This is a genomic window from Labrys sp. HAY1-8F, assembly GCF_056754975.1.
The window spans coordinates 105,779-126,611 of record NZ_JBPGWZ010000002.1; the positions used below are offsets into that span (position 1 = coordinate 105,779).

Sequence of the window (20,833 nt, forward strand, 5' to 3'; positions counted from 1 at the left end):
GGGAGAGGTCTATGCGTGCGACTAAACCGGCTGGCAGCAGAGAGAGTATCACCCATGCCGTCGAAGAGGCAGGATCCTCCGACGAGACTTTTTTTGGCTATCCTCCGCGCGAAAACGGTCTGTTCCTCCAGCAAGATCCCGAGGAATTCGGATCGTTCGTGCACTATGCGGCAACCAAGCTGAAGCCTGCCGAATACAGTATGGATATCGGCATAGCTTCCGGCGGGCAGACAAAGTTTCTACGTGACTATTATTCTGCGGATAAGACGATCGTGGTCGACGTTGGCACACATCCGGTGTTCCCTCATTGGGCCCGCATCAAAAAAGACCTGAACAGCGACCTCATCGAGGAAATAATCTCCGATTCCCATGCGCCGGAGGTTCGGCAGCGCCTGATGAAATACGAAAACAAGATCGATTTCGCCTTTGTCGATGGCGACCACACTTATCATGGGTTACGCAAAGACATCTTTCTGACGAAGGAACTATTGAAGGTCGGCGGGTACATAGTCCTCCACGACACGCTAGGGGTGTGGGATTGTAAACGAGTCTTCGACGACCTGATCCAGGCAAAAGACTTCATCCTGATCAGAAACTTCGCAATTCGATTTGGTATTTCGATTTGGCAGCTACAGCGAAAAAAGAGGATTCCGACAGCCTTCAATCGCGCAACAGGTCGCGGGAAGCTCTGAAGTGGCTGAGGTTACGATTGGCGTTCCTGTCTATAACGGCCAGGACCAGCTCGAGGAGTGCCTGGACTGTCTGGTCCGGCAGACGTTCTCCGATATCGAGATCCTGCTTTTCGACAATGCGTCAACTGATCGAACCCAAGAGATCGCCGAACGCTTCGCAGCGCTGGACAACCGCATCAGGTACACCCGCAGACCCGAGAACGTCGGTGCCGTCAAGAACTTCATCGCCCCCCTGGAGCAGGCGATAACGCCCTACTTTATGTGGCGGGCACATGATGACATTTCATCGCTTGACTACGTCGAAAAGCTTGTCGCAGCATTGAAGCGAACGCCGTCCGCTGCGCTGGCAACAGGCACGATCCAGTTCGAGCGCCCGAATGGACGGCCGACAAGGGACTATGTTCCTTCGATCCCAGCCCGACACGGACTCAAAGCGATCCTGATGCTGATGTTTGGCTCTCATGCCGGCTGGTACTATGGGATATGGAAAACTGATACTCTGCGACCTCTCATTGGCAAGGTCTGGACCGAGTTTCCCTATGCCTGGGCCTCGGACCATCTGACCCTTTATCCGCTGCTGCTCGACCAGCAGGTCACGGCGGCGCCCGACACCAAGTTCATTCAGCGTGTGACGCCGAAGGCCCACGGCCCGCGAACCGGACAGCGGCAGCCGATTCCAGAGCTCCTGGAACTGCGGCGCGAGTTCCTCAAATGCTGCGCTGAAATGGTGGACGAACGCCCGTTCGATCCGTTCACGAAGCTGGCAATCAAGGCGGCCAACCGCCTCTATGTCGGCAAACGGGTCTACCCGATGAAGAAGATCATCAAACGGACACTGTTTCGCTACTGAGGCCGGGCGGGCACGCCGACAACAGTGCTTCCGGGCGGCACGTCTTTGGTCACGACGGCGCCGGCGCCGACAATGGCATCGTGGCCAATCTTGATCCGGGGCAGCACTGTCGCTCCGGCTCCGACAAAGACGCCGTCTCCGACCTCGATCTGGCCGCACAAAGTGGCGCCGGGACCGATATGGACGCCGTCGCCGATGATGCAGTCATGATCGACGCCGGCGCGGGTGTTGATGATCGAGCATCGACCAACTCGAACACATGTCGCCACTGTAGCCCCGATAAGTACCTGGGACCCCAATGTGAGGATTGCATCAGACGCGATCATGGCCGTTGGGTGGACCAAAGTCATCGGTGGCAGGCCGAGATCGTCGAGGTCCTTTGCTATGGCGAGGCGCTCACGGCCATAACCGCCACCAATCGCAAGAGCATAGGACGGCTTGATTGAACCATCGGCCCGACTTTCCAGCCAAGCCTTCAGCCCGTCGATACCGCGGATAGTCTCAACCCCTGCGAATGGAGGTTCGATTTCACGGTTGTCGATGACTGCGGTCACCGCCATGCCAAGATGGCTTAGCAATTCGCGAAGCACGCGGGAATGCCCAGTACCGCCCCACAAAACGACTTCGGTCATCTGATCCGCATGTTCGCTGTTTTCTCAACCACGATAGCAGCGAGACCTTGGTTACGCCAGTTGGAAACCTATGCTGCTGGCTCCAGCAATTCAGCTGCCCGATCGACGCCGAACGCCGCCTCGAAAGCCGCCTTTACGACCGGGTACATTTCATCACCGGTGGATAGGGTTTGACTGTCCTGCCACATGCGACGCAGACGAACGGGCTGGGCGTTCAGTTGAGCATCGATCGTGGCGGCTTCGTCATCGGTCGCCCGGCGCCAGATGTCGGCCTTGAAGATGATCGTTTTGGTTGGGGTATTGGCGTCTTGCCACGCCGCAATCTCACCGGCGGTTGCCTCCCGATCTCCGGGACGGCAATCGCCGACATAGACTGCTCCTGTGCTGGGGTTGATCCACATAATCATTCACCAAGTGCTCGATATTTGGATGGCGTAGCGCCACCTTGACAGCGTGGGCGCTGTCAAAACGGTGCCGTTCGTGGGATTGGCAATAAGGAACGCTACGTTTGAGCCCGAGGCGAACTTGGCGTTGTAGTTGTCGAGCCCTAGGCTGAGAGGTGAGTACCACGGGCCTGCCGACGCCATTCCGATGTGGGTTACAACGTCCCCGACATTATACCCGCCCTCTGCAACCGCGCAGACAAGGCTGAGCGTGCCCACAAGACCAACTGAGGTGCCGATGTTGTGCGCTTTCGAAACTGCTGTGCCAGCGCTCGGAAACGACCCGGTATCGACGTAGCGATAAGAACGACGGTAGGCATAGGCAATCGAGGAAGTGACTGCCGTGGCGCTCGTCGCCACTTCCCCAACGAAGACGGCGCTGACTGGATTGGCAACCGTCCCATTCCCGAGATACATCTGCATCCCGACGATATCGAACGAGTATTGGCCGTTCGTCGTCGAGATCGCTCCCCCGAACTGATAGATCGGGGCAAGCGTGGTCGAGAACGGGCTAAGTGCTCCACCGCTGATCGTTACGCCGAGGTAGTTTGTGGTCGACGCGGTGAGACCGGGCCAGGTCAGGTTGCTCGTCGCTTGGCCGATGACGTTGATGGCGCCGTTAGTGCCATAGCCATTCCCTGCGGTCGCAATAAGTGCGGCCGAGCCAGTCGAGACATTTTGGCTGGTGATGCTGAGACTTGCAGCCGTGCCCGGGAGGAAGTTCGGCAGCCCGCTGGAGGCAGGGCCGGAGAGGACGGTTTGTCTTACCGGAACGGAGATGACGCCGGGAAGGTTTGTGATCTGGGAACCGTCGGCGGCAGGGTAGCGGCCGGAGCCGTCCAGTTGAACGACATTGCTGGCGGCCGTGCCGACGTTCTTTGTTGCCGCGGTGCCGAAGGCCACACCATTGGTATTGAGGCAGGTGATCGCTCCGGTGTTGGCGAGCGTGCAGTCGCCGCTGAGCGTTCTGGCCTGAGGGAACGTCGCCTGGCCGACGAGAAGTTGGCCAGCGGTCAGGAGCGTTCCTGCAAGCGCCGAGGTGCCATTTCCGATCAGTACGTTGTATTGCCCCAGCGTTGCCGCACCAGTCCCGCCGTTGGCGACTGGAAGCGTCCCGGTGACGTTTGCAGTCAGGCTGACACTGTTGAGCGTCGCAACAGATCCGAGGCCGAGGTTCGTACGGGATGTGGCGACATTGGCGACATCCGAAAGGTTGCTGGCCCGATTCAGGGGCGTGAAGCCGATATTCGCAACGGCCGCACCTGTCGCCATCTTGGCTGAGGTGACGGCGCCAGCAGCGATTGTGGTTGCGGCGGTCCCGGCTGAACTGGTGACATCGCCGGTCAGAGCGGGCAACTGCGCCGGAGCAAGCGTGCCGGTATTGATCTGGCCTGCCGAAATGCTCTTGTTGGTCAGCGTCTGAGTGTCGCTCGTACCGACGAAATCTCCCGCGGGCGCGGCCTTCCCGATGTCCTGCAGCGCAGTACCGGTGGCATTGCCCCAGGTGACGACATTGCCTGATGTCGTGATCCCGGGACCGTTGATCGTGCCGGCGCCGAGGGGGCCGATTGTCGATCCGTTGATCTGGGTAAAGATGCCGGTATTGGTGACCCAGATGCTCCCATCGGCCGGCGACGACGGCGCCAGACCGGGTGTCACCACAAGGCCAGCCGCGTTCCCCGTCGGAGAAAGAGTCTTCAGCGTGCCGAACATGGTATCGCCGGCGCGGTTCACCGGCGTGTAGCCGAGGACATCTTGCTTGGCCGCGAAGTAGCTGTTCCACTGGCCAGGCGTCGGCACCTGGCCATAGGTCAGGTTCGGCGACGTTTGGGCAAGCGCCAGCGCTGGCCAGAACATGGCCAGGGCGGCGAGGATACGAAGCTTCATGTCGGGTCTCTACGCGTTGATTCCGGGGAACACGACCGCCTCAGGCGGTACGACAGGCGCCGGCACCCGGCTTTCGTTGATGTTGGCGACGATGGTTGCGATCGAGGCTTGGAAGGCGTCGACAGCTGCCTTGATCTGCCCGACCTTCCTGGCCGCCGCGATAGCCATCTCCGCCGAGGCCAGGGCGATGTTGAGATCGATCGTAGCGAGCTGGAGAGTGACGACGATCGACGAAAAGATCTCAACGGCATCCGCGCCCTTGATGTGCAGACGCGCCAAATCGCGCACCTTCTGGGCGGCCGGGCCCGATGTCGGGGCACTCCCTCCGTTGCCGATGACGACAGCGGCAGCGCTTTGAATGGCGGCCTGCCGTATCGGGTCCGGATAGATCTGGCGGAGGATGTCCTGGGCGATGGCGGCGCAAATACCAGAGGATTCCGCCGCGATCTGGGATAGCTCGCGTTTCGGTTCCGGTCCTTCCACCGGCCGAGGTGACACGGTCCAGGTATCGTCTTGGAATGTGCAGGTTTCCGTCTCCGGATCGAATTCTGGCGGCGCGATGGACGTCGCGTTCGCCGGCACAAGGTATTGCCCGGCCTCGATCGGGCATGGATCCGCCGTGCCGGGCCCGATGAGTGCACCGGAGCCGGCTTCGTAATTCCAGATCTGCATGTCGACCTCAGATTTTAATGCAGGCGAGAAGGCTGATGTTCTTCGGCCTGGTCTCGCTGTCGCCCGTCAGTCCGGTGATGCAACTTGCCCCGGTGAAGACACCGGTAAATGCAGCGTTGATTGCTCGACCAGCAGCGTTCGGCCCAGTTGCGACGCTCCCGGCATCGACCCATACATTCCCACCGGACTGCGCCATGGTGGCATGACTATGGCTCTTGAAGGCGTCGCCTTGTGTGCTGCCGAAGGCCCGACCCGGATCGATGCCCGCAGTGTCATCAAACGCTCGCAGGAAGTAGCCTCTGAGATCGGGGATTGTGAAGGTCGAGGAACCGTCACCGGGGCCGTACTGGCCTGCGGTCTTTAGGGCTTGGGAGCCGGCGAGATTGCCGCTGACCTGGGCGAATGACCACAGAGCGGCATAGGTTGTGCGGCTAAGCGAAGCGCCGTTGGCCTTGATACGCCCCGTTGGCGGCACAACACCGGTATAGAACTCGATTGTCCCGGGCTGCACGGTGCTCGGATCGGCGGCTGAAGCCGGGTTGAGCAGAAGCAGCGACGACAGGGCCGTGAGATAGATCAAGATGCCATTATGGCTTGCCGGGTATTGGCCTTGTGTCAGCGGGGCGCCGTTGGGCCCGACGATGGGTCGCTGGCCCAAAGACTGGATATTGCCCACCATGGCGCCGTTGTTGGCGGTGCCGATCTTCTGGACGATGTAGATCGCGCCGTTGAGATAGGCCGTCGGTGCCGGACTGACGTCGGCGGTGAGGACGTTGGCGCCGCCTGTGTCGGTGCCGACGCTGATCGATGCCGACTGTGTCGCCAGATTGATCCAACCGACGGGGCTGGGGCCTTCGGGGTTAGTCAGGTTGTCGTCGACAGTGTTGAGCCAGACCGTGCCGGACGTACTGCCGGAAAGCATGGCACCCATCGGGTAGCCGCCGATCGAGGCACAAAAATCCGCGTCGAACCTGATCGGGGCACCTGCCGCCTGCCAGCGATTCCACATGGTGATTTGGTTCAGGATACCGTTCATATCCTGGCCGAATGGCGGGACGCCGCCGGCACCGACAGGCTGGAAGTTCAGGGGCGGGAAGCCATCTGTGAGCGATGCCCGACCCGGATTTATGGCGATCTGTGAAGCAGTCGGGATCGGATTGATGAAGCCGCCGCCGGCACTGGCTCCCCACGGAATGAGGAACTTCGCCGGGATCTGATTATACTTCATGGAGGGCTCTCAGTTGGGCACGACGACCGAGGCGAAGACGCCGGTGGGTTTGGGCAGAACGCCGGATTGCTGGACGATCGCAAGCTCGACGGGCGTGAGGTCGAACTCGAAGGTGTAGGTCATCACCATCGTGGGGAGGGCCTGGCCGGCGTAAAACGGCGCCTGGTTGAAACCGTGGGCGTTGCGCGATTCCTCGAAACCGAACCAATCGCCGGGCGGGGTGCCGTCGGTGACGTAGCAATTCCCACGATGGGGGAAGAGCGACATCAGGATCCGGTTGATGGAGGGGATCGACCCGTCAGTGATGTTCGCCGCTGCCTTGGTCATGATCAGCAGGCGGTATGACTCGTCTGACAGCGAGTAGTTGCTGGTCAGCGGGGTGCCTGAATAGAACGCCGCCTGTCCAAAGGGTTCCGATCCTGGCAGGGCCTCACCGAAGCCGAACCAGTCGCCGGTCTGGACCTGCAGGATCCGACGGACACCAACGATGCGACCCCAGACATCGAGCCCATAGTCCTGGGCCGTTGCCACATTCCAGATGTAATCGAAAAAGAGATCGAGGTTCTTCGTTGGATCGATATAAGCGGCGATGTTCTCGATGAGGCGGGTCAGGATCGGGCTGTTCGCATACTGCGAAATGACCGTCTTCCAGACGTCGAACGACGGAATATCCCCGATCTGGCTGACGCCAATGATGAACTGCCCGATCCCATTGGACCCCGCTGCGGGGGGCCTGGGATAATCGGGTCCGGTGCCTGTCATCGATCAGCTCAATGCCACGTTGATATTGGCCGCCGAGACGACCGGGATCTGGTTGATGTTCACCCCGACCTCGAAATGCGTCGCATCGAGCGCACTTGTGCCGATCTCGATCGAGACGATCTGGACCCAAGAACCCAAAGCCGCAACTGCCGAATAGAACCGGCTGGCATAGATCTTCGTGCCGATTTTGGCTCTGATGCCGCCATCCTCGCCGCCAAAGGCCGCGATGATTGCATTCTGGACCTGAGTTGCTGCATCCGCAGGGACCTGTGGGCCACTGCTAAGTTTGACGGCGAAGTAGATTGGCAGCGGTGCGGGGATCTGAAACGACACCGGATAGGTCGGATAGGGCGGAACGTATCCCGCACTGATATCCTGCACCTGCACCGTCGTGTTGCCATTGTAGGCGCAGCCCGGAGCCTTCTTCGACCAAATGGCTTTGGCGATAGCATTGGAGTCGCCGCCGACCACCGCAACGTAGAGCGAATTCGGATAGAGCGAGACACCACCGATCGTCTGCATCGAGTTCGATACATTCTCGGTCACATAGGCGTCGATGACATTTGGCACGTTCAGGACCGCGCCAAGAACCGATGGCAGGCTGCCGAGGGAGTTCAGGGCGACGGATTGCGCGCGCCGGGCTTCGAATGCTGAGCGGCTCTCGACATCGTTTCCCAGCACGCCATCTGCCGGATTGGAGATCGAGTCCCAACCGGGAATGGCCTGGTAGATCTGGTTCAGAGAACCGGCGGAGCACGGGATCGGCCCAACCGCCAAGCATTCGAACTGCAGAGTGACGTTCCCGGAGAGCGCGATTGTACCTCCAGCGGAGCAAATATAGCGGTTTCCGTCAGCGGCAAGAGCGAGTGCGCCGGGTGGAATGACAACGCCAGGAAGGCCCGTGCAGAGCGCCTGTACGACGGTTGGCTGCGCCGGGTTTCGCTCAATGAAGTAGATCCGAGCGATAGCATCCTGCATGCGCCCTTCAGCAAAGGCCGGATCGACCTGCTGCGTCGTCCGAAGAAACAGCGCATTGGCGTTGTCGATGACCGCGGTTTCTGAGGCGGCAAGCTGCCCCTGCGGCGTCGGGTTCGTCGTGGAACCATCATTGGTAGTGAAGTTGAGGTTCCCACCAAACGCGGCATTGATGTCGGCCTGGACGCCGGCAAGGATATCGGCGGTCGCGGGCACGATGAACCCTTTGTCGGTCCATTGCGGGACCGGCACATTGGTCTGCACTGTCATGGGTTCAGAATCCTGCGGCGGAGGCGTTGCCGTTCGCATCCCAGACCTGGACCTGTCCGCTGACCTTGCGGTCGGTCCAGTCGGTGATGAAGCTTTGTGCCTTGACCACGCCGGGGACAGACATGGCTTGGCGATTGAAATGGGCCTTCATCAGCGAGATCGGCGGCCGCCTACCGAGAACTTGCTCGAAGTAGGGAATACCCTGTGAGGTGTCGTAATAGAGCTCGTTGAGGAATAGGCGGATTGCGCTGGCGGCATCTTGGGCGAGGGAATAGGGCTCGCTAGCTACGGCGATGTTGCCGGCTGTATCGACCGCGAGATCCCAGGCCTCGGTATCGAGAAGCAAGGTACGAATGATTGCCTCCCTCAGGTTCCTGGATCTGGCGGCGGGCTGCCGGCGTGACGATGCTGCTGCAGGGTGACGCTATCACCGCCTCCGGCGCCGGCCGTGATGCCCCCCGGGGTTGAGATGTTGCCGGAACTGTCGATCACGACGCCGTTGAAGTTCCATCCGCCGCCGCTCGAGGAAACCTTGTTGCCGTGCTCGTCCTGCATCGAGATCCCGTCGCCGCTGAGATGGATGAACTTCGTCAGGGCTTGGGCACTGAGGATCGTATGGGTGTAGATCCCGTCGGAGAGGTCATGAGTCCGGAAGGAGCCGGGGTTCGACTGGCTACCTTTGTTCGACTTCAGCGAGGAGATATCGCGATCGGAGATCGACATGACCCCGACATCCCCCACCGACGGATCCATGACGATGCCAGCGCTTCCGCTCTGGCTTCGCGTGGTAGGAATGCCATAGATTATGCCGTGATCGGTCTTGTTGCCCTGGCCATCGATCTGGTTGATCAATGGCTGGACATCGACGGTTGCCGGCGCGCCACCGGTACCGCCACCGTGGACAGCAATGATCTTGACGGGAACCGTTGTCCGGACCTTCAACAGAGCCTGTTGGATCTGGAATTCGGCGGCGTTTACGTCGGATGTGTCCGCCGCAGCGCCCTGCTGGCCGAAGAAACCTTCTGGCTTTCCACTCATGCGACACCTGCAGGTGCATCTCCAGGCAGACATTCAAGGGTCATGAACCAGCGCCCCTGCGGGATCATGGATTCGAGCTCAAGGACATATTTCCTGACCTGCCATTCGCCGCATGCCGAGGTGAGATCGCTCTGGATCTTGACCTTCGAATAGTGCTTCACGGCGGGGTTAAAGAGGGCCTTCGTGATAACGGCCTGTTGCGAGAAAGCCGGATAGCCGACCATTCCGGTTTGCGGCGAGATCAGGACCTCACTGTTCTTTCTGGACTGTCCCGGTTTCACGATCGCGAGCTTTCCGCACTCGACCGTCCAGAAGAACCCGCCGTGCCGCGCCAGTTGTTGCAGCTGTGTCCACGGCGATCCTGCGAAATACGGGTTCGACAGCTTGGCATCGACGCCGGTGTTCTCGAAGCCAAGGCCGAGCTGGCCGGCGATCTGTTTCACCAGGTCAGCGGCATTCGCCGAGCCCTTGACGCTGATCGGCTTGGCTGGCTTGACCGCGTTATAGCCTCCCGGCTGGGCCAGGACCCGAAACGCGACGTCGGGCATACCTTCGGCGTCAACGAAGGCGGTGATGATCTGACCCTCGAAAACGACGGACATCGCATCCTGGCTTTCGCCGGCGAACACTGCGATCTTGTTGTTGAGCCGCTGGGAGAAGTTCTTTCCCACTGTCGAGAGCTGGTTCATCACGCTGAGGGGAAGTCCCCAGATCGATATCGCGGCCTGGCTCTGGCTAAAGCCGCCCTGGTATTCGCAGGTGAAGGAGACGCGATGCCCGGTGATCGTTGCGGTGTTGTCGCCATTCTTGCCAAACGACCCCGACGCCAGCTGAAACTGGACGTTGATCAGCTTCTGGCTGAAGGTCATTCGAAGGCCTCGAAAGGAAAATGCTCCACCCAGACCGGTGGGGATGGCAGTTGACTTCCAACAGGTGCGTGAGAGGATGCTGCACGCTTCGGTTAGTCGTTGGGCAGGTCGGAGCGATATTTGAGGATGAAGATGCTTAAGATAGGCTCGTTGGTACTGGCGCTATTGCTTGGGTCGACCCTGGCAGCGTCGGCCGCCCACCCGAAATGCTCGGCCGATTTCGTTGCTGCTTGGAAAAAATGGCGATGGGACGATACAGCCCAGCAAGGGCCGATGCCGCAACCGAAGCAGCCATGTCTGATGAAGACCGGCACCGGGAACTATGTTTGCGACAAGGACGGGTGCGGCCGTACCAACGAGCGATAGCGGCAGCGGTCACACGGCAAGATCGGTCGCTTCCAGATACGCTAAGCTGTATCGGGCACCGAGACCGTCATATCTCGGATCAGAAGTCCCCTGATTGTCGATGAAGCCAAGATCTCCGACAAAGCCGAGATAAGTCGATCGCACGATCCTGTTCAGGTTCTGGCAGGCGACACCACCAACGATCAGGACGTTATCGACATAGAGATCGAGGTAGAGGCCGCCGGCCTTGGTATAGACATTGATTTGGCAGTTCTGGCCACCAAGCAGGATGGAGATCGCCTGGTTCGGCACCGACTGCAATGGGACGATCTGCATCGGCGCCTCAATTATCTCCGCGCGGCGTTTGACCTGCCGCGGTGGGCGAATAGTTCACAAAGCTTGGGGTTGTCGCAGCCTGTGCCGGTGTCGGCGTAGACGGCTGGACCCCACCGCCGTTCACTTGTGAAGAGGCACCAGGATCCTGGGCGTTTTGCGCGCTCATCGTGGCGGTCTGCCTGATTTCGGTCAGCCAGACATCAACGGTTAGCAGGCCGGCGCCCGAATCCGCACTTCGGCGATAATCGTAGTGATTGATGTTGCAACTGGTGTAGACCTTCTCCGGTGTCACGACGTCGTAGAGATTGAGGTCGCCGGCGATAGCCTCGATCGAGGCGAGAAAAGCGGCCCTGTCACCTTCGGAGCCGCCAGCCGAAAACCTCACCCTTGCCAGCAATGGGCTGGCAACCTTGTCGTAGCTTTCGAAACTTCCGCGCTCGACTGGGTAATCTCCGATCGTCCACTCGTTGCGGAATTCAAATGCAACGACATTGTCGGCTAGGACCAGCGGAAAGCCGAAGAAATAGATCCCCCATTGCGAGAACCCCAGCAGGCCGCCAAAGATCGAGGCGATGTCACTGGTGATCACGTTGAGCGGGGCGCCGGCCGTACCGGCGAACACGACAGAGGGCACTCCCGGCGCGTTTGGAACATTTACCGGGAATGCCATCTTCAGTTCGGTCCATTGTTGGCGGCTGAGGCCGTTGCGTTGCGCCGGATCGAGTCATGCAGGCTGGCGGCGATGCCGTTGGCATCCTTGGCCTGAGTATGGATCTCGATCTTCCCGATTGTGGTGCTAGAGCTACTCGACGAGGTCGACGTCTTGCGGTTGTCGTTCGTCGTGCTGCCTCCGGCGATAGCTGCGCCCTTGGCCCCCGACAGAACACCATCCCCACCAGCGAGTCCCAGGTTGGGGCGGGCATACGGAGCATAGGGCCCGGGTGCCACCTTAGGATTGTAGGCGAACCGATTGCCCCCGATCACCGGCGAACTGGCATGTTTCCGACCCCAAGGCCCATTGTACCAGCTGGCACGATACTCGTTGGCCCCAGTCGTCACGTCCGGCACTTCTCCAGAGGCGATTGCACGAATGCGATCTCTGATGAAGGCTGCCCGCTCGGCTGTTGCCTTTCGGTATCCAGCATATTGGCCGGGAGCTCGAGCGACTTGCCTCAGGTTTCCGCTGGGGCCATAGGCCCGAGTGCCGAGGCGATTGAACATGTTGTTGATGACGGCATCCGTGCTCAGTTTCGACGAGGTGGCCTCGCCGTTGACGACATTGACCACATCGTCGCTGAGATCTGCATCGCCGAGCTTATAGACCGGGCGATATTGCCCCGGTTTTCCAGGTGCTGGGCTATAGCCGGCATCACTACCACTGCCGCCGAGCACACCCTTCACAGCCTTGCCGACTGCGCCGAAGAAGCCTCCGCCGCCACTGGTTGCTCCGCTGCCGCCCGACGACCCGCTATTGCCACCAAACCCGAGCCATTTGCCCAGGGTCTGAAGCCAATTTTCGCCGCCACCTTGGTTGTTTGCCAAGGTAACCGGCATCGGGTTGCCGCGGTTGATCGGCCGGCCGTCGACAGAGAGGTTTCCGCCGAGACGATCATTCGGAATGATCGTGCCGTTGGAGCCGGCGTCGAGGATTTCAGGGCCGCGCTCACCGACGAGATAGCGCCGGCCCGCGGATACTGGACCGCCTGCCGCTCTCGCACCGTCGACCTTTCCTGAGGATCCGCCACCGAAGAAGTTGATGATGCTCTCAGCAATACTCCCCTTGCGAACCGAGGCAGACAACGCGCCGTTGGGATCGCCGTATGTCGTGCTGTTCTCCGGAGTGTTTCTGTTGAACGCTGAGCCGTTCAGGATCTTGGTGATTTCCCACTTCTTGGAACGCTCGTTGAAGTCTTCGAGCGTCTTGAGAACGGAAACTACCGCGCTGATGTTGTCGGCCGCCGACTTGAAGGCAGAGGCGATCGAATTGGCGTATTCGACGATCCTGTCACCGATCAGGGCCTTGTTCGCATCGACCCATTCCTGCATGCGCTTCACGATCGGCGTCAGTGCCGGCTCGATTGCTCGGATCCCTTTCTCGATCAGGTTCTGGACGGCGTTGAAGATGTTGTTCCAGGCTTCCTGAAACTTCTGGGCGTTCTCGATGTCCTGGTTCGACGGCGCCAGGTCCTTGCGGAGGCCGATGACCTTCGACAGCTCCTGGCCGTATTTCAGCATGAGCTGATAGGTGCCAGGATCGATCCCGATGGCCTTGGCATACATCGCCGCTTTCTGGGGATCGGTCCGCTCCACCTTCTGCAGAGCCGCGGCGAGCTGATCGAGGAAATCGACCATGGAGCCGCGCGGATCGATCTTGCCACCAACCATGGCCCGGAGCTGCCAGAACTCTTGCGGCAGATCGCCGTTGGCGGTCCGGAAGCGGGTCAGCGAATTCGATAGGCCATCGATCGTGCCGGCGGTCGCCTCAGCCGTTCCACCGACTTCACCGACGACTTTGCCGATCGCGCCGACATACTGAGGGGCCATGCCGACTGTGCGGCTGAAGCGACCCAGCGCGGCATCGGCGCTCATGAGATCCGAAACGAATTTCGTGATGCTCTTGGTGCCGGTGAAGATCGCGAACAGTGCCAGGGCTTCGACAGCGATCTTCTTGATGCCGTCGGCGGCCTTGCGACCCGATTCCTCAATCGCCTTGGACGACCGGACGGCCTCATCCTTGGTCTTCAGGAACGATTCCGCTGCCTTTTTCTGGCCCTTCGTGAACTCGCTCGGATCGAGTCCGAGTTCGACGACGAGGCTATCGATCAAGGTGGGCACGGGTCATTCCCTTTGCTTTTCCTGGTACCTGGCGATGGCAAGGCGGTTGTGAGCGTCCACGCTCAACACCTCGAGGAGGTCGTAGACGTCCTCAACCGACAGGCGCTCCTGGAGATCGATCAGCGCGGCCGTCTTGTTTGCGGAGTGCGAGAGAAGTCCACCGATGGACGCGGGAAGGTTTGGGTATTCGAGGAGCTCGGGTCCTTCGAGGGCGCCGGAGAAGTCGGTTCCGAGGTCCTCCCTTTCGAGAAAAAACTGGTGTGCAGCTCCAAGACCTCCTGGCGCAGCCGCAGCAGCGTCGAGACTTCCTCGATATCCTCGTCGACCATGAGAGGGCGGACGACTTCCGGCCGTTTCGGGTCCGGCTTGACGGCAATACAATCGAGCATCTCGTCAAGCAAAGGCTCGGCATCCGCGAAGTCCATACGCATGATAGCCTGGACTCCGACGATTGCCAGGGATCGCATGCCGCCGGACGCAAAGCCCTCTGGCAGATCAACCCCGGACTTTCCGACAGCGATCAATGCTCGCATCGCCCAGCGCTCCGCCTTGAGCGCCGACATCTCGCGGATCTGGAAGGTCTTGCCCTGATCACGGCCGTCTTCCGTGATGGTCACATCACTCGTCTTGCGCAAAGCTCATCTCCGCTTAGTTCGGGACCGCCCGGATGCCCTGCCATGTGATGGTGTAGCGCCTGGGCTGGAGCAGCTTCTTCACTGCAGGAATGGAGGGGAACGAGGTCAAGAACCCCTTATTCATGACGTAGGACCGGCCGGTCGACACGATGTTCGATGTCCCGTTGGCGGTATAGGTGTCCAGGGCGGCCTTCTGCTGCGCCGCCCAGGTCTCGAAGATCAGGTTAGATGCCGAGTCCGCCTGCAGAGCGATCGTTTGCTTAACCGGGACATGGACAAAGCCGCCGGACAGGATGCCGTCGACGCCCATGGTCGTTTCCGCGATCTCTTGGGTATCGGCGTCGAAAACGTCATCGGCGGCGAAGCCTTGGAGCGTGACGGGGCTGTTGAACAGCCCCGGAATCGCAATCGTGATGATGCAGCTGGCGCCAGTAAGCGTAGCCATTGAAAGGTCTCCGAATTTTCAGGTTGGGGCTTACTGGACGAGGACGCTGTTCAGCACGATCTGCTGCACGGACTGGCCGTCCATGTAGAAGAAGTTGCAGGGCGGCGTTTGGCGAGCCTGTCGGGTCTGAGGGGCGGCGTCCTTGACCTGCAGATACCAACCCTGGGTCGAGAGCAACTCGTCGACCCTCTGGCCGACGGTGTTGTTGATCTCCGCGGCCTGGGCCTTGGAGAGCGTGACGCCGGCGCGGATCGCGCCGAAGTTCAGACCCGCATCGACTGGATCCAGGCAGGCGACCTTGATCAGCTCGTAGCCCTGGACGTTGTAGGGCACCGAATTGACGTTCACGAGGAGCTCCATCAAGGCCAGCTGGAGAGCATTGTTCAACCAGATCTGGTCGACGTAGCTGTCCAGCCATTCGAACCGGCCCGATATCTGCCCGGGCTGGAGCATCAGGAACTGCTGGTTCGCCGTCGCATAGGCTCCATAGAAGTTGTAGCCGTTTGCGATCAGGTTGTTGGCGACCGTTGCATCCGTGACATCGGCAACAAGTCCGTCCTGGCCTCGGAAGGCGAAGGTGATCCGGCCATTGGTCGCTTCGAAGTCGATTGAGGCGGCGGCACCGCAGACGAAGGCGGCCTTGTTCGGCCCGTCGGTCGGGCTCCAGACCAGGCAGGTGCCGTCCATCTTCGCACCGAACACCAGAGCGCCGAGCGAACTCGCAGCATTGGCGCTTTCGGTCGGGGTGATGTCGGTATCCCAGGCAACATAAGCCCAGCGCTCGTCCTGGCCATTGGCCCAGGTCGAGAACTTGAGCTTCTGAGCGTTGCCGTTGCCCCCATCAGGATCGAACGTCGTCATGAAGGTCGCCCAGTTCTGAGTGACCTGCGTTAGCTTCGTCATGAAGGGGCCGGGCTCCGCCGCGGCAGCACCCTGCGACGGGTTGGCGCCAGTCGCCTGCGTCAGATAGAGAGGGGCTGCAGCCGTGCCGGTGGCGAAGGCGATCGAGGATGCCGCTCCCGTGATGCCCGATGCGATGACGAAGCCGCCTCCGACGGAGTCAAAGCTGACGTCGACAGGTGACGGCGCCGCGGTGATCGTGCCGCTGGCAACCGTCTGGGTCTTCTGGACGTAATAGGTGCCGAGAAGGCCTTCGCCGGTACCGAGGCCGGTGATCAAGGTTCCGGCAGTCACGCCGGTGCCGGACAGCACCTGCCCGACGGACAGGGTACCCGAAGCAACAGCAGTGACCGTTAGGACGCCATAGGTCGCCGTGAACGCGACGTTGTTCACGGCCTGGGATGCTGTAACGGCATAGTCGCCGATGCCCCCTGGCGTGCCATTGATCTGCGAGGTGATCTGGGTGCCGTTGATGACGCCAGTACCGGCGATAACGGCGCCAGGGACGAGGGTGCCAGACGTGACGGCAGTAACGGTGAGGACATTGCCGGCGATCGAGCCGTTGAAGGCGGCCGTAGCAGGAGCGATTGCCCCAGTGACCGATGCGACGTTCGACAGGTTGGCGTTGAGGTCCTGCTCGATCAAGGCGGCTGCAGCGCTGAAGCTGGTAGCGGTGGCGAGATCCACGATCGCGGCCGAGCGGGGATAGCCGTCGACGATCACCTGAAGCGAGCCGCTGATACCCTGCAACTGGGCCAGCGTCAGCTTGTTCGCCGGGCCGCCGCGGAGCAGAGCCGGGACGGCCGACGAGTTATACTGGGCGAACAGGATCGATGCTGGCTTCTTCGTTGAACCGTTGAAGCCGCTGAAGTAGGTCGTTGCCAGCGCCGCTTCCTGCGAGGAGAGGCCGAAATAGTTGGCGACGGAGACACCATCGTTCGGGAACGACAGGACCTCGTCGATCGGAACGCGCGTGCTCTGGGTGAGCTGCAGCCCATTCATGACGAGGGCCGCACCACCCGCGCTGAGCACATTCGGGATGACGCGGACGAGTTGAGAGGCAGGGATCGTGGTCAAGGTGTGATCCTCGGGGTTGAACGACTGTTTTTGGAGTGAAGGCCTAAGCCGCTCAGACCGGGAAATCGGCCTGGACGTTGTGGGTGCTGACGCTGACGCTCTCGGCGAACTCGCGCGGGACGGTCAGCGATGCATTGACCTGCAGGACGGCATCAACGATCCAGCGCCATTCCCATTGCTGCTCGCCATTGACGAACGGCATTTGCTTCGGGTCGTCGGCGTGAAGTGGAGCGATGTCGAAACCTATGGCTGCGAACAAGTCGACACCGACAGGATCCCGCATCAGGGTCGAAATCGTCTGCGCGTTGTCGCCACTGTTCGGGCCGTGGACGTCGAGTTGGATCGTGACCTCGGTGGGCTGCATGATCTCTTCAGATCCGCTTGCCAACACGCCGGCGGCGACGGTCTGGGCCTGGGAGACCGTATAGGTGCCGATGCCGCCGGTTCCAGTGCCGAGGGCGGCGATCTTGGTGCCAGGAACGATGCCGGTACCGAATAGGGTCTGGCCGACCTCGATCGAGCCCAAGGTCATTTCCGTGACGGTAAGCACCGTGCCCGCGATCGAGCCGACGAAGCTGACGTCATCGGGGGTGTGGATGTTCGTCGAGAGGCGGCTCCGAAGAATGGGCACCATCAGGACGTAATCTTCGCCCTGCGGCTCCGGCACCCTGTTGTCCTGGCCTTGCACAACCTCGACGCCAGGCGGAAGGATGTCGATCAGGAACGAGCGCAGCGCAACGAAGATGTTGGACTGCGTCGGCGCGGCAACCAGGGACACGGATCAACTTCCATTCTGAAGAGTGATGGCAACCTTGCACCAGTCCGGCCACGCCTCGAGCACATGAGCGGCAAGCCAGATATCGCCCTCAGGGAGCGTGCCGGCCGGGAAGACGATGAGGTCGCCTCCGCGCTCGTCGACACGAACGATGCCCATCACGGCACCGTTGAGATATATCGCGCGCCGGACGCCCTGGATGTTCTGGGAATCGAGCCTGGTGATGTCGGTATAAGTCAGCGCCTGGACCTGCACGCGCGCTGGGAATTCAGTATAGGCAGGGACGCGATTTCCATCTGGTTGCGTGGTGTAGCCGGCCGAGCGCCTGACGGTCGCCGAAACGAACGGGTTCACGATCCCAATTGCCGGTGCGACGATGCCGTGGAGGTTCATGTCTTCACCCGATAATCAGCGCTTCGCAACATGTGGCCGGTCTCGACGAGCTGCTTGTCGTTGCCCTTCTTCGCGACCGTTACGGGCGACAGAGGCACTGAGTTGAAATCGACAATTGCATCCTGGAGCTGGCCTTTGATGCCTTCCCCCATGCGACCCAAGGCCTTCTCGGCGTCGTAGTCGGTTTCCTTGAGCTGCGTAGCAATCGCTTGCGGCCATTGCGGGCTCTTCTTCTTGATCATACCGCGGAAGAACGGGCGAGGAGGGATGCCTGCGTTCGGCGCGCCAAACTCCTGGATAGCCGCCACCATCGCGACCGATGTTCCGTCAGGATAGGTCGCGTTCTCAAGGAACCCGACATCAACCGCCGCTGCTTTGGTGACGTTCTTGGCGATCTTGGCAAGGGCAGCTTCGAGCTTATCGCCGCCCTTGATCTTGACCATCAGGGTTGCTCGTTGGCCTGCGGCACGCCAGGATTGGCCTCGGCGGTATCGTCCGCTGCCGCGGGCGCGGAAGTTCCCTCCTGGCCGTCCTGGGCCTCGCCAGCCGGGTTGGGCTCGGTTTTGTCCGCACCGGAATTGGACTGCTCGCCGGCATCCTGCTGCTCGCCGCTGTCGGACTTCTGTCCTTTGGCTTGGCCCTGCTGCTGCTCGCTGTTCTGGGGCTGATCCGTGGCCCGCGACCGAGATGCCAAGTAGTGCGCCTCGGCCTCCTCGAGCATAGGCGAGAAACGGTCTCTGAAAGCCTGCAGCTCCGCGACTTGGGCGGTCAGCTGTTGATTGGCGATCAGGAGATCGCGAATTTTATATCCCATTGCGTCGATGTCCATCGACTGGGCTCCTCTGTCATCGATAGGGGAAGGGCGTCGGTGCTGGTGCTGGAAAGCTGAAACCGCCGAGCCAATAGGGACGAGCGAGCTGCCAGAACAGCGCGCCGTAGGTGGTCTGCACATACCAGGCCTGGGCCTGCGTCGACTGGAAGTCGAGTTGAACCGAAACGCTGCCCTCGGTTGCGCTGGCGATGCGGCCGACAAGCCCTGTCGCCGGGCTTGCGGCGGTACCGAAATTCAGCTGGCTGAGGTGGGCGACCATCAGCCAGAGGAAATTGATCTGTTCCTGAGGATCGCTGACGCAGCCAATGAAACCGGCGATGACCTGCCGTGCGAGGGGCAGGATGCGCGCTGTGATCTGTGATGCGGTGACATTGGAAAACTCAGGATAGGCAGCGGCCCAGTCCTGATAAACGAAAGGGACTGGGTCGCTCATGTTTGCCTCGAAGGATCAGGCCGCGGCGGCCAACTCGACGTTCTGACGCTTGAACTCCGGGATTACATTCTTGGGATCGTGCGGCTCGAAGCCGACGATTTCCTTTTTGCGTCCTTCGGTTTCGGCCTTGATCTCGTCGGTCGACGCCATAACGATGATGTTGTCAGAGGTCACGGCGGGATGCAGCGCGTTCTGCTTCATCCATTCCTTCATGAACTCAGCATTGACCCTGGTGACGGCGAAGCCATTCACGATCAGGGTCGTAGGAGCTCGGTCAATGGGGGTTGCCCACCCCTTGAGCGTGACAGCAGGGCCAACCTTGTTCCAGACCTCGACCTTCCTGGAGCCGCCACCCATGACGGGCTCCTGATTGAAGGACTTCTCCTGAAGCTGGAGCACCAGACCATGCGGGAGTCGGCAACCGACGATAACCATTTCGTCCATGTCAGACCCCCAACATCTGCGCGATTGCGACCGGGTAGCGAATGATCGCCCCCCACGTTCCGGCGGTCTTCTTCTGCCTCCACGCCGATCCGGTTTGGACTATTGCGTGATCGCGCGACTTCTCATTGAACGCGCAGAAGCCGGTGTCATGGCCGTCGAACTTTTCGGCAATGAGCTGAACGACATTGCCGGCACCGGTCGAGTAACGCGGCGAGGTCTTCACCTTGAGATTGGGGAAGCTCTTCGCCAGCATGTCACCGACCGTGATGCCGAAGCTATTGGTCGCGGTCATCGCGACATCCGCCCCGGGCGACATCGCCAAGGTGAGGGCATCGCTGCGCTTCACACGGCCTTGCGTCTGCGCCACCAGCTTGTTGAAGATAGCCTGGACATCGGCATAGACCTCGTTTGCGGTGGCGTTGATGACGCCGCCGAGCGTGATCCAGGTGACGCCACCGGCCGCCTTGGTGGCGGGGGTGAGCGCGGCCGAAAGCGCCGGGTCATTCAGAAGGCCGTAGTTCTGCAAGCCAGAAACACCATTGTGATAGGTGTAGTCCTGGAACTTGGACAAGGTCGCAGCAGCCGACATCTGCTTCTCGGAGACCCAGTTCAGCTTGGCGTTGGCCATCCTGGCCTCTTCCAGTTCGCCATATTCGATATGCGTTTGGTAGAGATAGGACTGCCTCTGCGGGAAGGTCGCGTTGGCGTCGGACTGGCCGTTGTTGTTCTGGTCGCCGTAGCTGGAGACCTCGCCGGTGTTCTCGACGACCGTGAACATGGCAGTTTGGGTCGTCCAGTCGCCTTCCTTGCGCTCGCCGAGGATGTTGGCGCCTTCATTCGGCGCCTGCAGCACCCGGATGACCTCCGGATCGATGAAGGTTGTGTAGATGGCTGGAACGCCGCTTGAGCCGGGGCCGACGGCCAGCGTCGGCTGGGCATCGAGAGCGACCTGGAAGTTCCGTTTGAAGGCGTCAGGCATCCAGTCCTGAGCCATGAGGACGATGCCCCAATCCCGCTCCAGGCGGGCAAATTCAGTGTTGCGCATGTTCGATTTGCCCCGTGAGG

Annotated in this window: 25 protein-coding genes; 2 read left to right on the forward strand and 23 right to left on the reverse strand. The window is 60.7% G+C overall.

Annotated elements, in window-relative coordinates; translation table 11 throughout:
* Positions 1–11 precede the first annotated feature (11 nt).
* Positions 12–692, forward strand: coding sequence for a class I SAM-dependent methyltransferase (locus ACR9ZN_RS09320; protein ID WP_481272037.1), 681 nt, complete (start codon positions 12–14; stop codon positions 690–692).
* A gap of 1 nt (position 693) precedes the next feature.
* A complete protein-coding gene (locus ACR9ZN_RS09325; RefSeq protein WP_481272038.1) occupies positions 694–1,542 on the forward strand; it encodes a glycosyltransferase family 2 protein in 849 nt (282 codons plus the stop codon).
* Here ACR9ZN_RS09325 and ACR9ZN_RS09330 read toward each other — a convergent pair.
* From ACR9ZN_RS09330 to ACR9ZN_RS09440, 23 genes are all read right to left on the reverse strand, one after another.
* Complete coding sequence (locus ACR9ZN_RS09330) at positions 1,536–2,174, reverse strand: acetyltransferase (protein WP_481272039.1); 639 nt, start codon at positions 2,172–2,174, stop codon at positions 1,536–1,538. The genes ACR9ZN_RS09325 and ACR9ZN_RS09330 overlap by 7 nt on opposite strands.
* 68 nt (positions 2,175–2,242) lie before the next feature.
* Positions 2,243–2,575, reverse strand: coding sequence for a hypothetical protein (locus tag ACR9ZN_RS09335; protein WP_481272040.1), 333 nt, complete (start codon positions 2,573–2,575; stop codon positions 2,243–2,245).
* Positions 2,576–2,581: 6 nt separating this feature from the next.
* Positions 2,582–4,504, reverse strand: coding sequence for a beta strand repeat-containing protein (locus ACR9ZN_RS09340; protein WP_481272041.1), 1,923 nt, complete (start codon positions 4,502–4,504; stop codon positions 2,582–2,584).
* 9 nt (positions 4,505–4,513) lie between these two features.
* On the reverse strand, positions 4,514–5,176 hold the full coding sequence (locus tag ACR9ZN_RS09345) for a hypothetical protein (protein ID WP_481272042.1): 663 nt from the start codon (positions 5,174–5,176) through the stop codon (positions 4,514–4,516).
* A gap of 7 nt (positions 5,177–5,183) precedes the next feature.
* Positions 5,184–6,404: a hypothetical protein gene (locus ACR9ZN_RS09350; protein WP_481272043.1), complete on the reverse strand. Its 1,221-nt coding sequence runs from the start codon at positions 6,402–6,404 to the stop codon at positions 5,184–5,186.
* Between the two features lie 9 nt (positions 6,405–6,413).
* Complete coding sequence (locus ACR9ZN_RS09355) at positions 6,414–7,166, reverse strand: DUF2612 domain-containing protein (RefSeq protein ID WP_481272044.1); 753 nt, start codon at positions 7,164–7,166, stop codon at positions 6,414–6,416.
* A gap of 3 nt (positions 7,167–7,169) precedes the next feature.
* The gene (locus tag ACR9ZN_RS09360) at positions 7,170–8,411 is read right to left on the reverse strand and encodes a baseplate J/gp47 family protein (protein ID WP_481272045.1); all 1,242 of its coding nucleotides are present in this window, start codon (positions 8,409–8,411) and stop codon (positions 7,170–7,172) included.
* Positions 8,412–8,415: 4 nt separating this feature from the next.
* Positions 8,416–8,757, reverse strand: coding sequence for a contractile injection system sheath initiator (locus tag ACR9ZN_RS09365; protein ID WP_454813759.1), 342 nt, complete (start codon positions 8,755–8,757; stop codon positions 8,416–8,418).
* Positions 8,758–8,777: 20 nt separating this feature from the next.
* Positions 8,778–9,449 (reverse strand): Gp138 family membrane-puncturing spike protein, encoded by a 672-nt coding sequence (locus ACR9ZN_RS09370; protein WP_481272046.1) that lies wholly within the window; start codon positions 9,447–9,449, stop codon positions 8,778–8,780.
* Positions 9,446–10,318 (reverse strand): baseplate hub protein, encoded by an 873-nt coding sequence (locus ACR9ZN_RS09375; RefSeq protein WP_481272047.1) that lies wholly within the window; start codon positions 10,316–10,318, stop codon positions 9,446–9,448. Before ACR9ZN_RS09375 ends, ACR9ZN_RS09370 begins: the two co-directional genes overlap by 4 nt.
* Positions 10,319–10,693: 375 nt before the next feature.
* Positions 10,694–10,999, reverse strand: coding sequence for a phage baseplate plug family protein (locus ACR9ZN_RS09380; protein ID WP_434956192.1), 306 nt, complete (start codon positions 10,997–10,999; stop codon positions 10,694–10,696).
* Between the two features lie 7 nt (positions 11,000–11,006).
* Positions 11,007–11,621, reverse strand: coding sequence for a phage baseplate protein (locus ACR9ZN_RS09385; RefSeq protein ID WP_481272048.1), 615 nt, complete (start codon positions 11,619–11,621; stop codon positions 11,007–11,009).
* A gap of 50 nt (positions 11,622–11,671) precedes the next feature.
* Positions 11,672–13,825, reverse strand: a complete 2,154-nt coding sequence (locus ACR9ZN_RS09390) for a hypothetical protein (protein ID WP_481272049.1) — start codon at positions 13,823–13,825, stop codon at positions 11,672–11,674.
* A 128-nt stretch (positions 13,826–13,953) separates the two neighbouring features.
* A complete protein-coding gene (locus ACR9ZN_RS09395) occupies positions 13,954–14,469 on the reverse strand; it encodes a hypothetical protein (protein WP_481272050.1) in 516 nt (171 codons plus the stop codon).
* A gap of 13 nt (positions 14,470–14,482) precedes the next feature.
* Positions 14,483–14,914, reverse strand: coding sequence for a phage tail fiber protein (locus ACR9ZN_RS09400; RefSeq protein WP_434956196.1), 432 nt, complete (start codon positions 14,912–14,914; stop codon positions 14,483–14,485).
* A gap of 30 nt (positions 14,915–14,944) precedes the next feature.
* Entirely contained in the window at positions 14,945–16,891 is a 1,947-nt protein-coding gene (locus ACR9ZN_RS09405; RefSeq protein ID WP_481272051.1) for a DUF3383 family protein, read from the reverse strand.
* 52 nt (positions 16,892–16,943) lie between these two features.
* Entirely contained in the window at positions 16,944–17,669 is a 726-nt protein-coding gene (locus ACR9ZN_RS09410) for a phage neck terminator protein (RefSeq protein ID WP_481272052.1), read from the reverse strand.
* Between the two features lie 3 nt (positions 17,670–17,672).
* Entirely contained in the window at positions 17,673–18,059 is a 387-nt protein-coding gene (locus ACR9ZN_RS09415; protein ID WP_481272053.1) for a hypothetical protein, read from the reverse strand.
* Positions 18,056–18,502 carry a hypothetical protein gene (locus ACR9ZN_RS09420; protein ID WP_481272054.1) on the reverse strand — a complete coding sequence of 149 codons (447 nt, stop codon included), beginning with the start codon at positions 18,500–18,502 and terminating at the stop codon, positions 18,056–18,058. Before ACR9ZN_RS09420 ends, ACR9ZN_RS09415 begins: the two co-directional genes overlap by 4 nt.
* Positions 18,502–18,888, reverse strand: coding sequence for a hypothetical protein (locus ACR9ZN_RS09425; RefSeq protein ID WP_481272055.1), 387 nt, complete (start codon positions 18,886–18,888; stop codon positions 18,502–18,504). Before ACR9ZN_RS09425 ends, ACR9ZN_RS09420 begins: the two co-directional genes overlap by 1 nt.
* A 16-nt stretch (positions 18,889–18,904) precedes the next feature.
* The gene (locus tag ACR9ZN_RS09430; RefSeq protein ID WP_481272056.1) at positions 18,905–19,324 is read right to left on the reverse strand and encodes a DUF4054 domain-containing protein; all 420 of its coding nucleotides are present in this window, start codon (positions 19,322–19,324) and stop codon (positions 18,905–18,907) included.
* A 15-nt stretch (positions 19,325–19,339) separates the two neighbouring features.
* The gene (locus ACR9ZN_RS09435) at positions 19,340–19,759 is read right to left on the reverse strand and encodes a hypothetical protein (RefSeq protein ID WP_481272057.1); all 420 of its coding nucleotides are present in this window, start codon (positions 19,757–19,759) and stop codon (positions 19,340–19,342) included.
* 10 nt (positions 19,760–19,769) lie between these two features.
* Entirely contained in the window at positions 19,770–20,813 is a 1,044-nt protein-coding gene (locus ACR9ZN_RS09440; RefSeq protein WP_481272058.1) for a hypothetical protein, read from the reverse strand.
* Between the last annotated feature and the right edge of the window lie 20 nt (positions 20,814–20,833).

What these genes read in the sequence shown, in the direction of transcription:
- ACR9ZN_RS09320 (WP_481272037.1), top strand. Translation starts at nt 12, where the DNA reads ATGCGTGCGACTAAACCGGCTGGCAGCAGAGAGAGTATCACCCATGCC.
- ACR9ZN_RS09330 (WP_481272039.1), bottom strand. Translation starts at nt 2,174, where the DNA reads ATGACCGAAGTCGTTTTGTGGGGCGGTACTGGGCATTCCCGCGTGCTT.
- ACR9ZN_RS09335 (WP_481272040.1), bottom strand. Translation starts at nt 2,575, where the DNA reads ATGTGGATCAACCCCAGCACAGGAGCAGTCTATGTCGGCGATTGCCGT.
- ACR9ZN_RS09340 (WP_481272041.1), bottom strand. Translation starts at nt 4,504, where the DNA reads ATGAAGCTTCGTATCCTCGCCGCCCTGGCCATGTTCTGGCCAGCGCTG.
- ACR9ZN_RS09345 (WP_481272042.1), bottom strand. Translation starts at nt 5,176, where the DNA reads ATGCAGATCTGGAATTACGAAGCCGGCTCCGGTGCACTCATCGGGCCC.
- ACR9ZN_RS09350 (WP_481272043.1), bottom strand. Translation starts at nt 6,404, where the DNA reads ATGAAGTATAATCAGATCCCGGCGAAGTTCCTCATTCCGTGGGGAGCC.
- ACR9ZN_RS09355 (WP_481272044.1), bottom strand. Translation starts at nt 7,166, where the DNA reads ATGACAGGCACCGGACCCGATTATCCCAGGCCCCCCGCAGCGGGGTCC.
- ACR9ZN_RS09360 (WP_481272045.1), bottom strand. Translation starts at nt 8,411, where the DNA reads ATGACAGTGCAGACCAATGTGCCGGTCCCGCAATGGACCGACAAAGGG.
- ACR9ZN_RS09370 (WP_481272046.1), bottom strand. Translation starts at nt 9,449, where the DNA reads ATGAGTGGAAAGCCAGAAGGTTTCTTCGGCCAGCAGGGCGCTGCGGCG.
- ACR9ZN_RS09375 (WP_481272047.1), bottom strand. Translation starts at nt 10,318, where the DNA reads ATGACCTTCAGCCAGAAGCTGATCAACGTCCAGTTTCAGCTGGCGTCG.
- ACR9ZN_RS09380 (WP_434956192.1), bottom strand. Translation starts at nt 10,999, where the DNA reads ATGCAGATCGTCCCATTGCAGTCGGTGCCGAACCAGGCGATCTCCATC.
- ACR9ZN_RS09400 (WP_434956196.1), bottom strand. Translation starts at nt 14,914, where the DNA reads ATGGCTACGCTTACTGGCGCCAGCTGCATCATCACGATTGCGATTCCG.
- ACR9ZN_RS09415 (WP_481272053.1), bottom strand. Translation starts at nt 18,059, where the DNA reads ATGAACCTCCACGGCATCGTCGCACCGGCAATTGGGATCGTGAACCCG.
- ACR9ZN_RS09420 (WP_481272054.1), bottom strand. Translation starts at nt 18,502, where the DNA reads ATGGTCAAGATCAAGGGCGGCGATAAGCTCGAAGCTGCCCTTGCCAAG.
- ACR9ZN_RS09425 (WP_481272055.1), bottom strand. Translation starts at nt 18,888, where the DNA reads ATGGACATCGACGCAATGGGATATAAAATTCGCGATCTCCTGATCGCC.
- ACR9ZN_RS09430 (WP_481272056.1), bottom strand. Translation starts at nt 19,324, where the DNA reads ATGAGCGACCCAGTCCCTTTCGTTTATCAGGACTGGGCCGCTGCCTAT.
- ACR9ZN_RS09435 (WP_481272057.1), bottom strand. Translation starts at nt 19,759, where the DNA reads ATGGTTATCGTCGGTTGCCGACTCCCGCATGGTCTGGTGCTCCAGCTT.
- ACR9ZN_RS09440 (WP_481272058.1), bottom strand. Translation starts at nt 20,813, where the DNA reads ATGCGCAACACTGAATTTGCCCGCCTGGAGCGGGATTGGGGCATCGTC.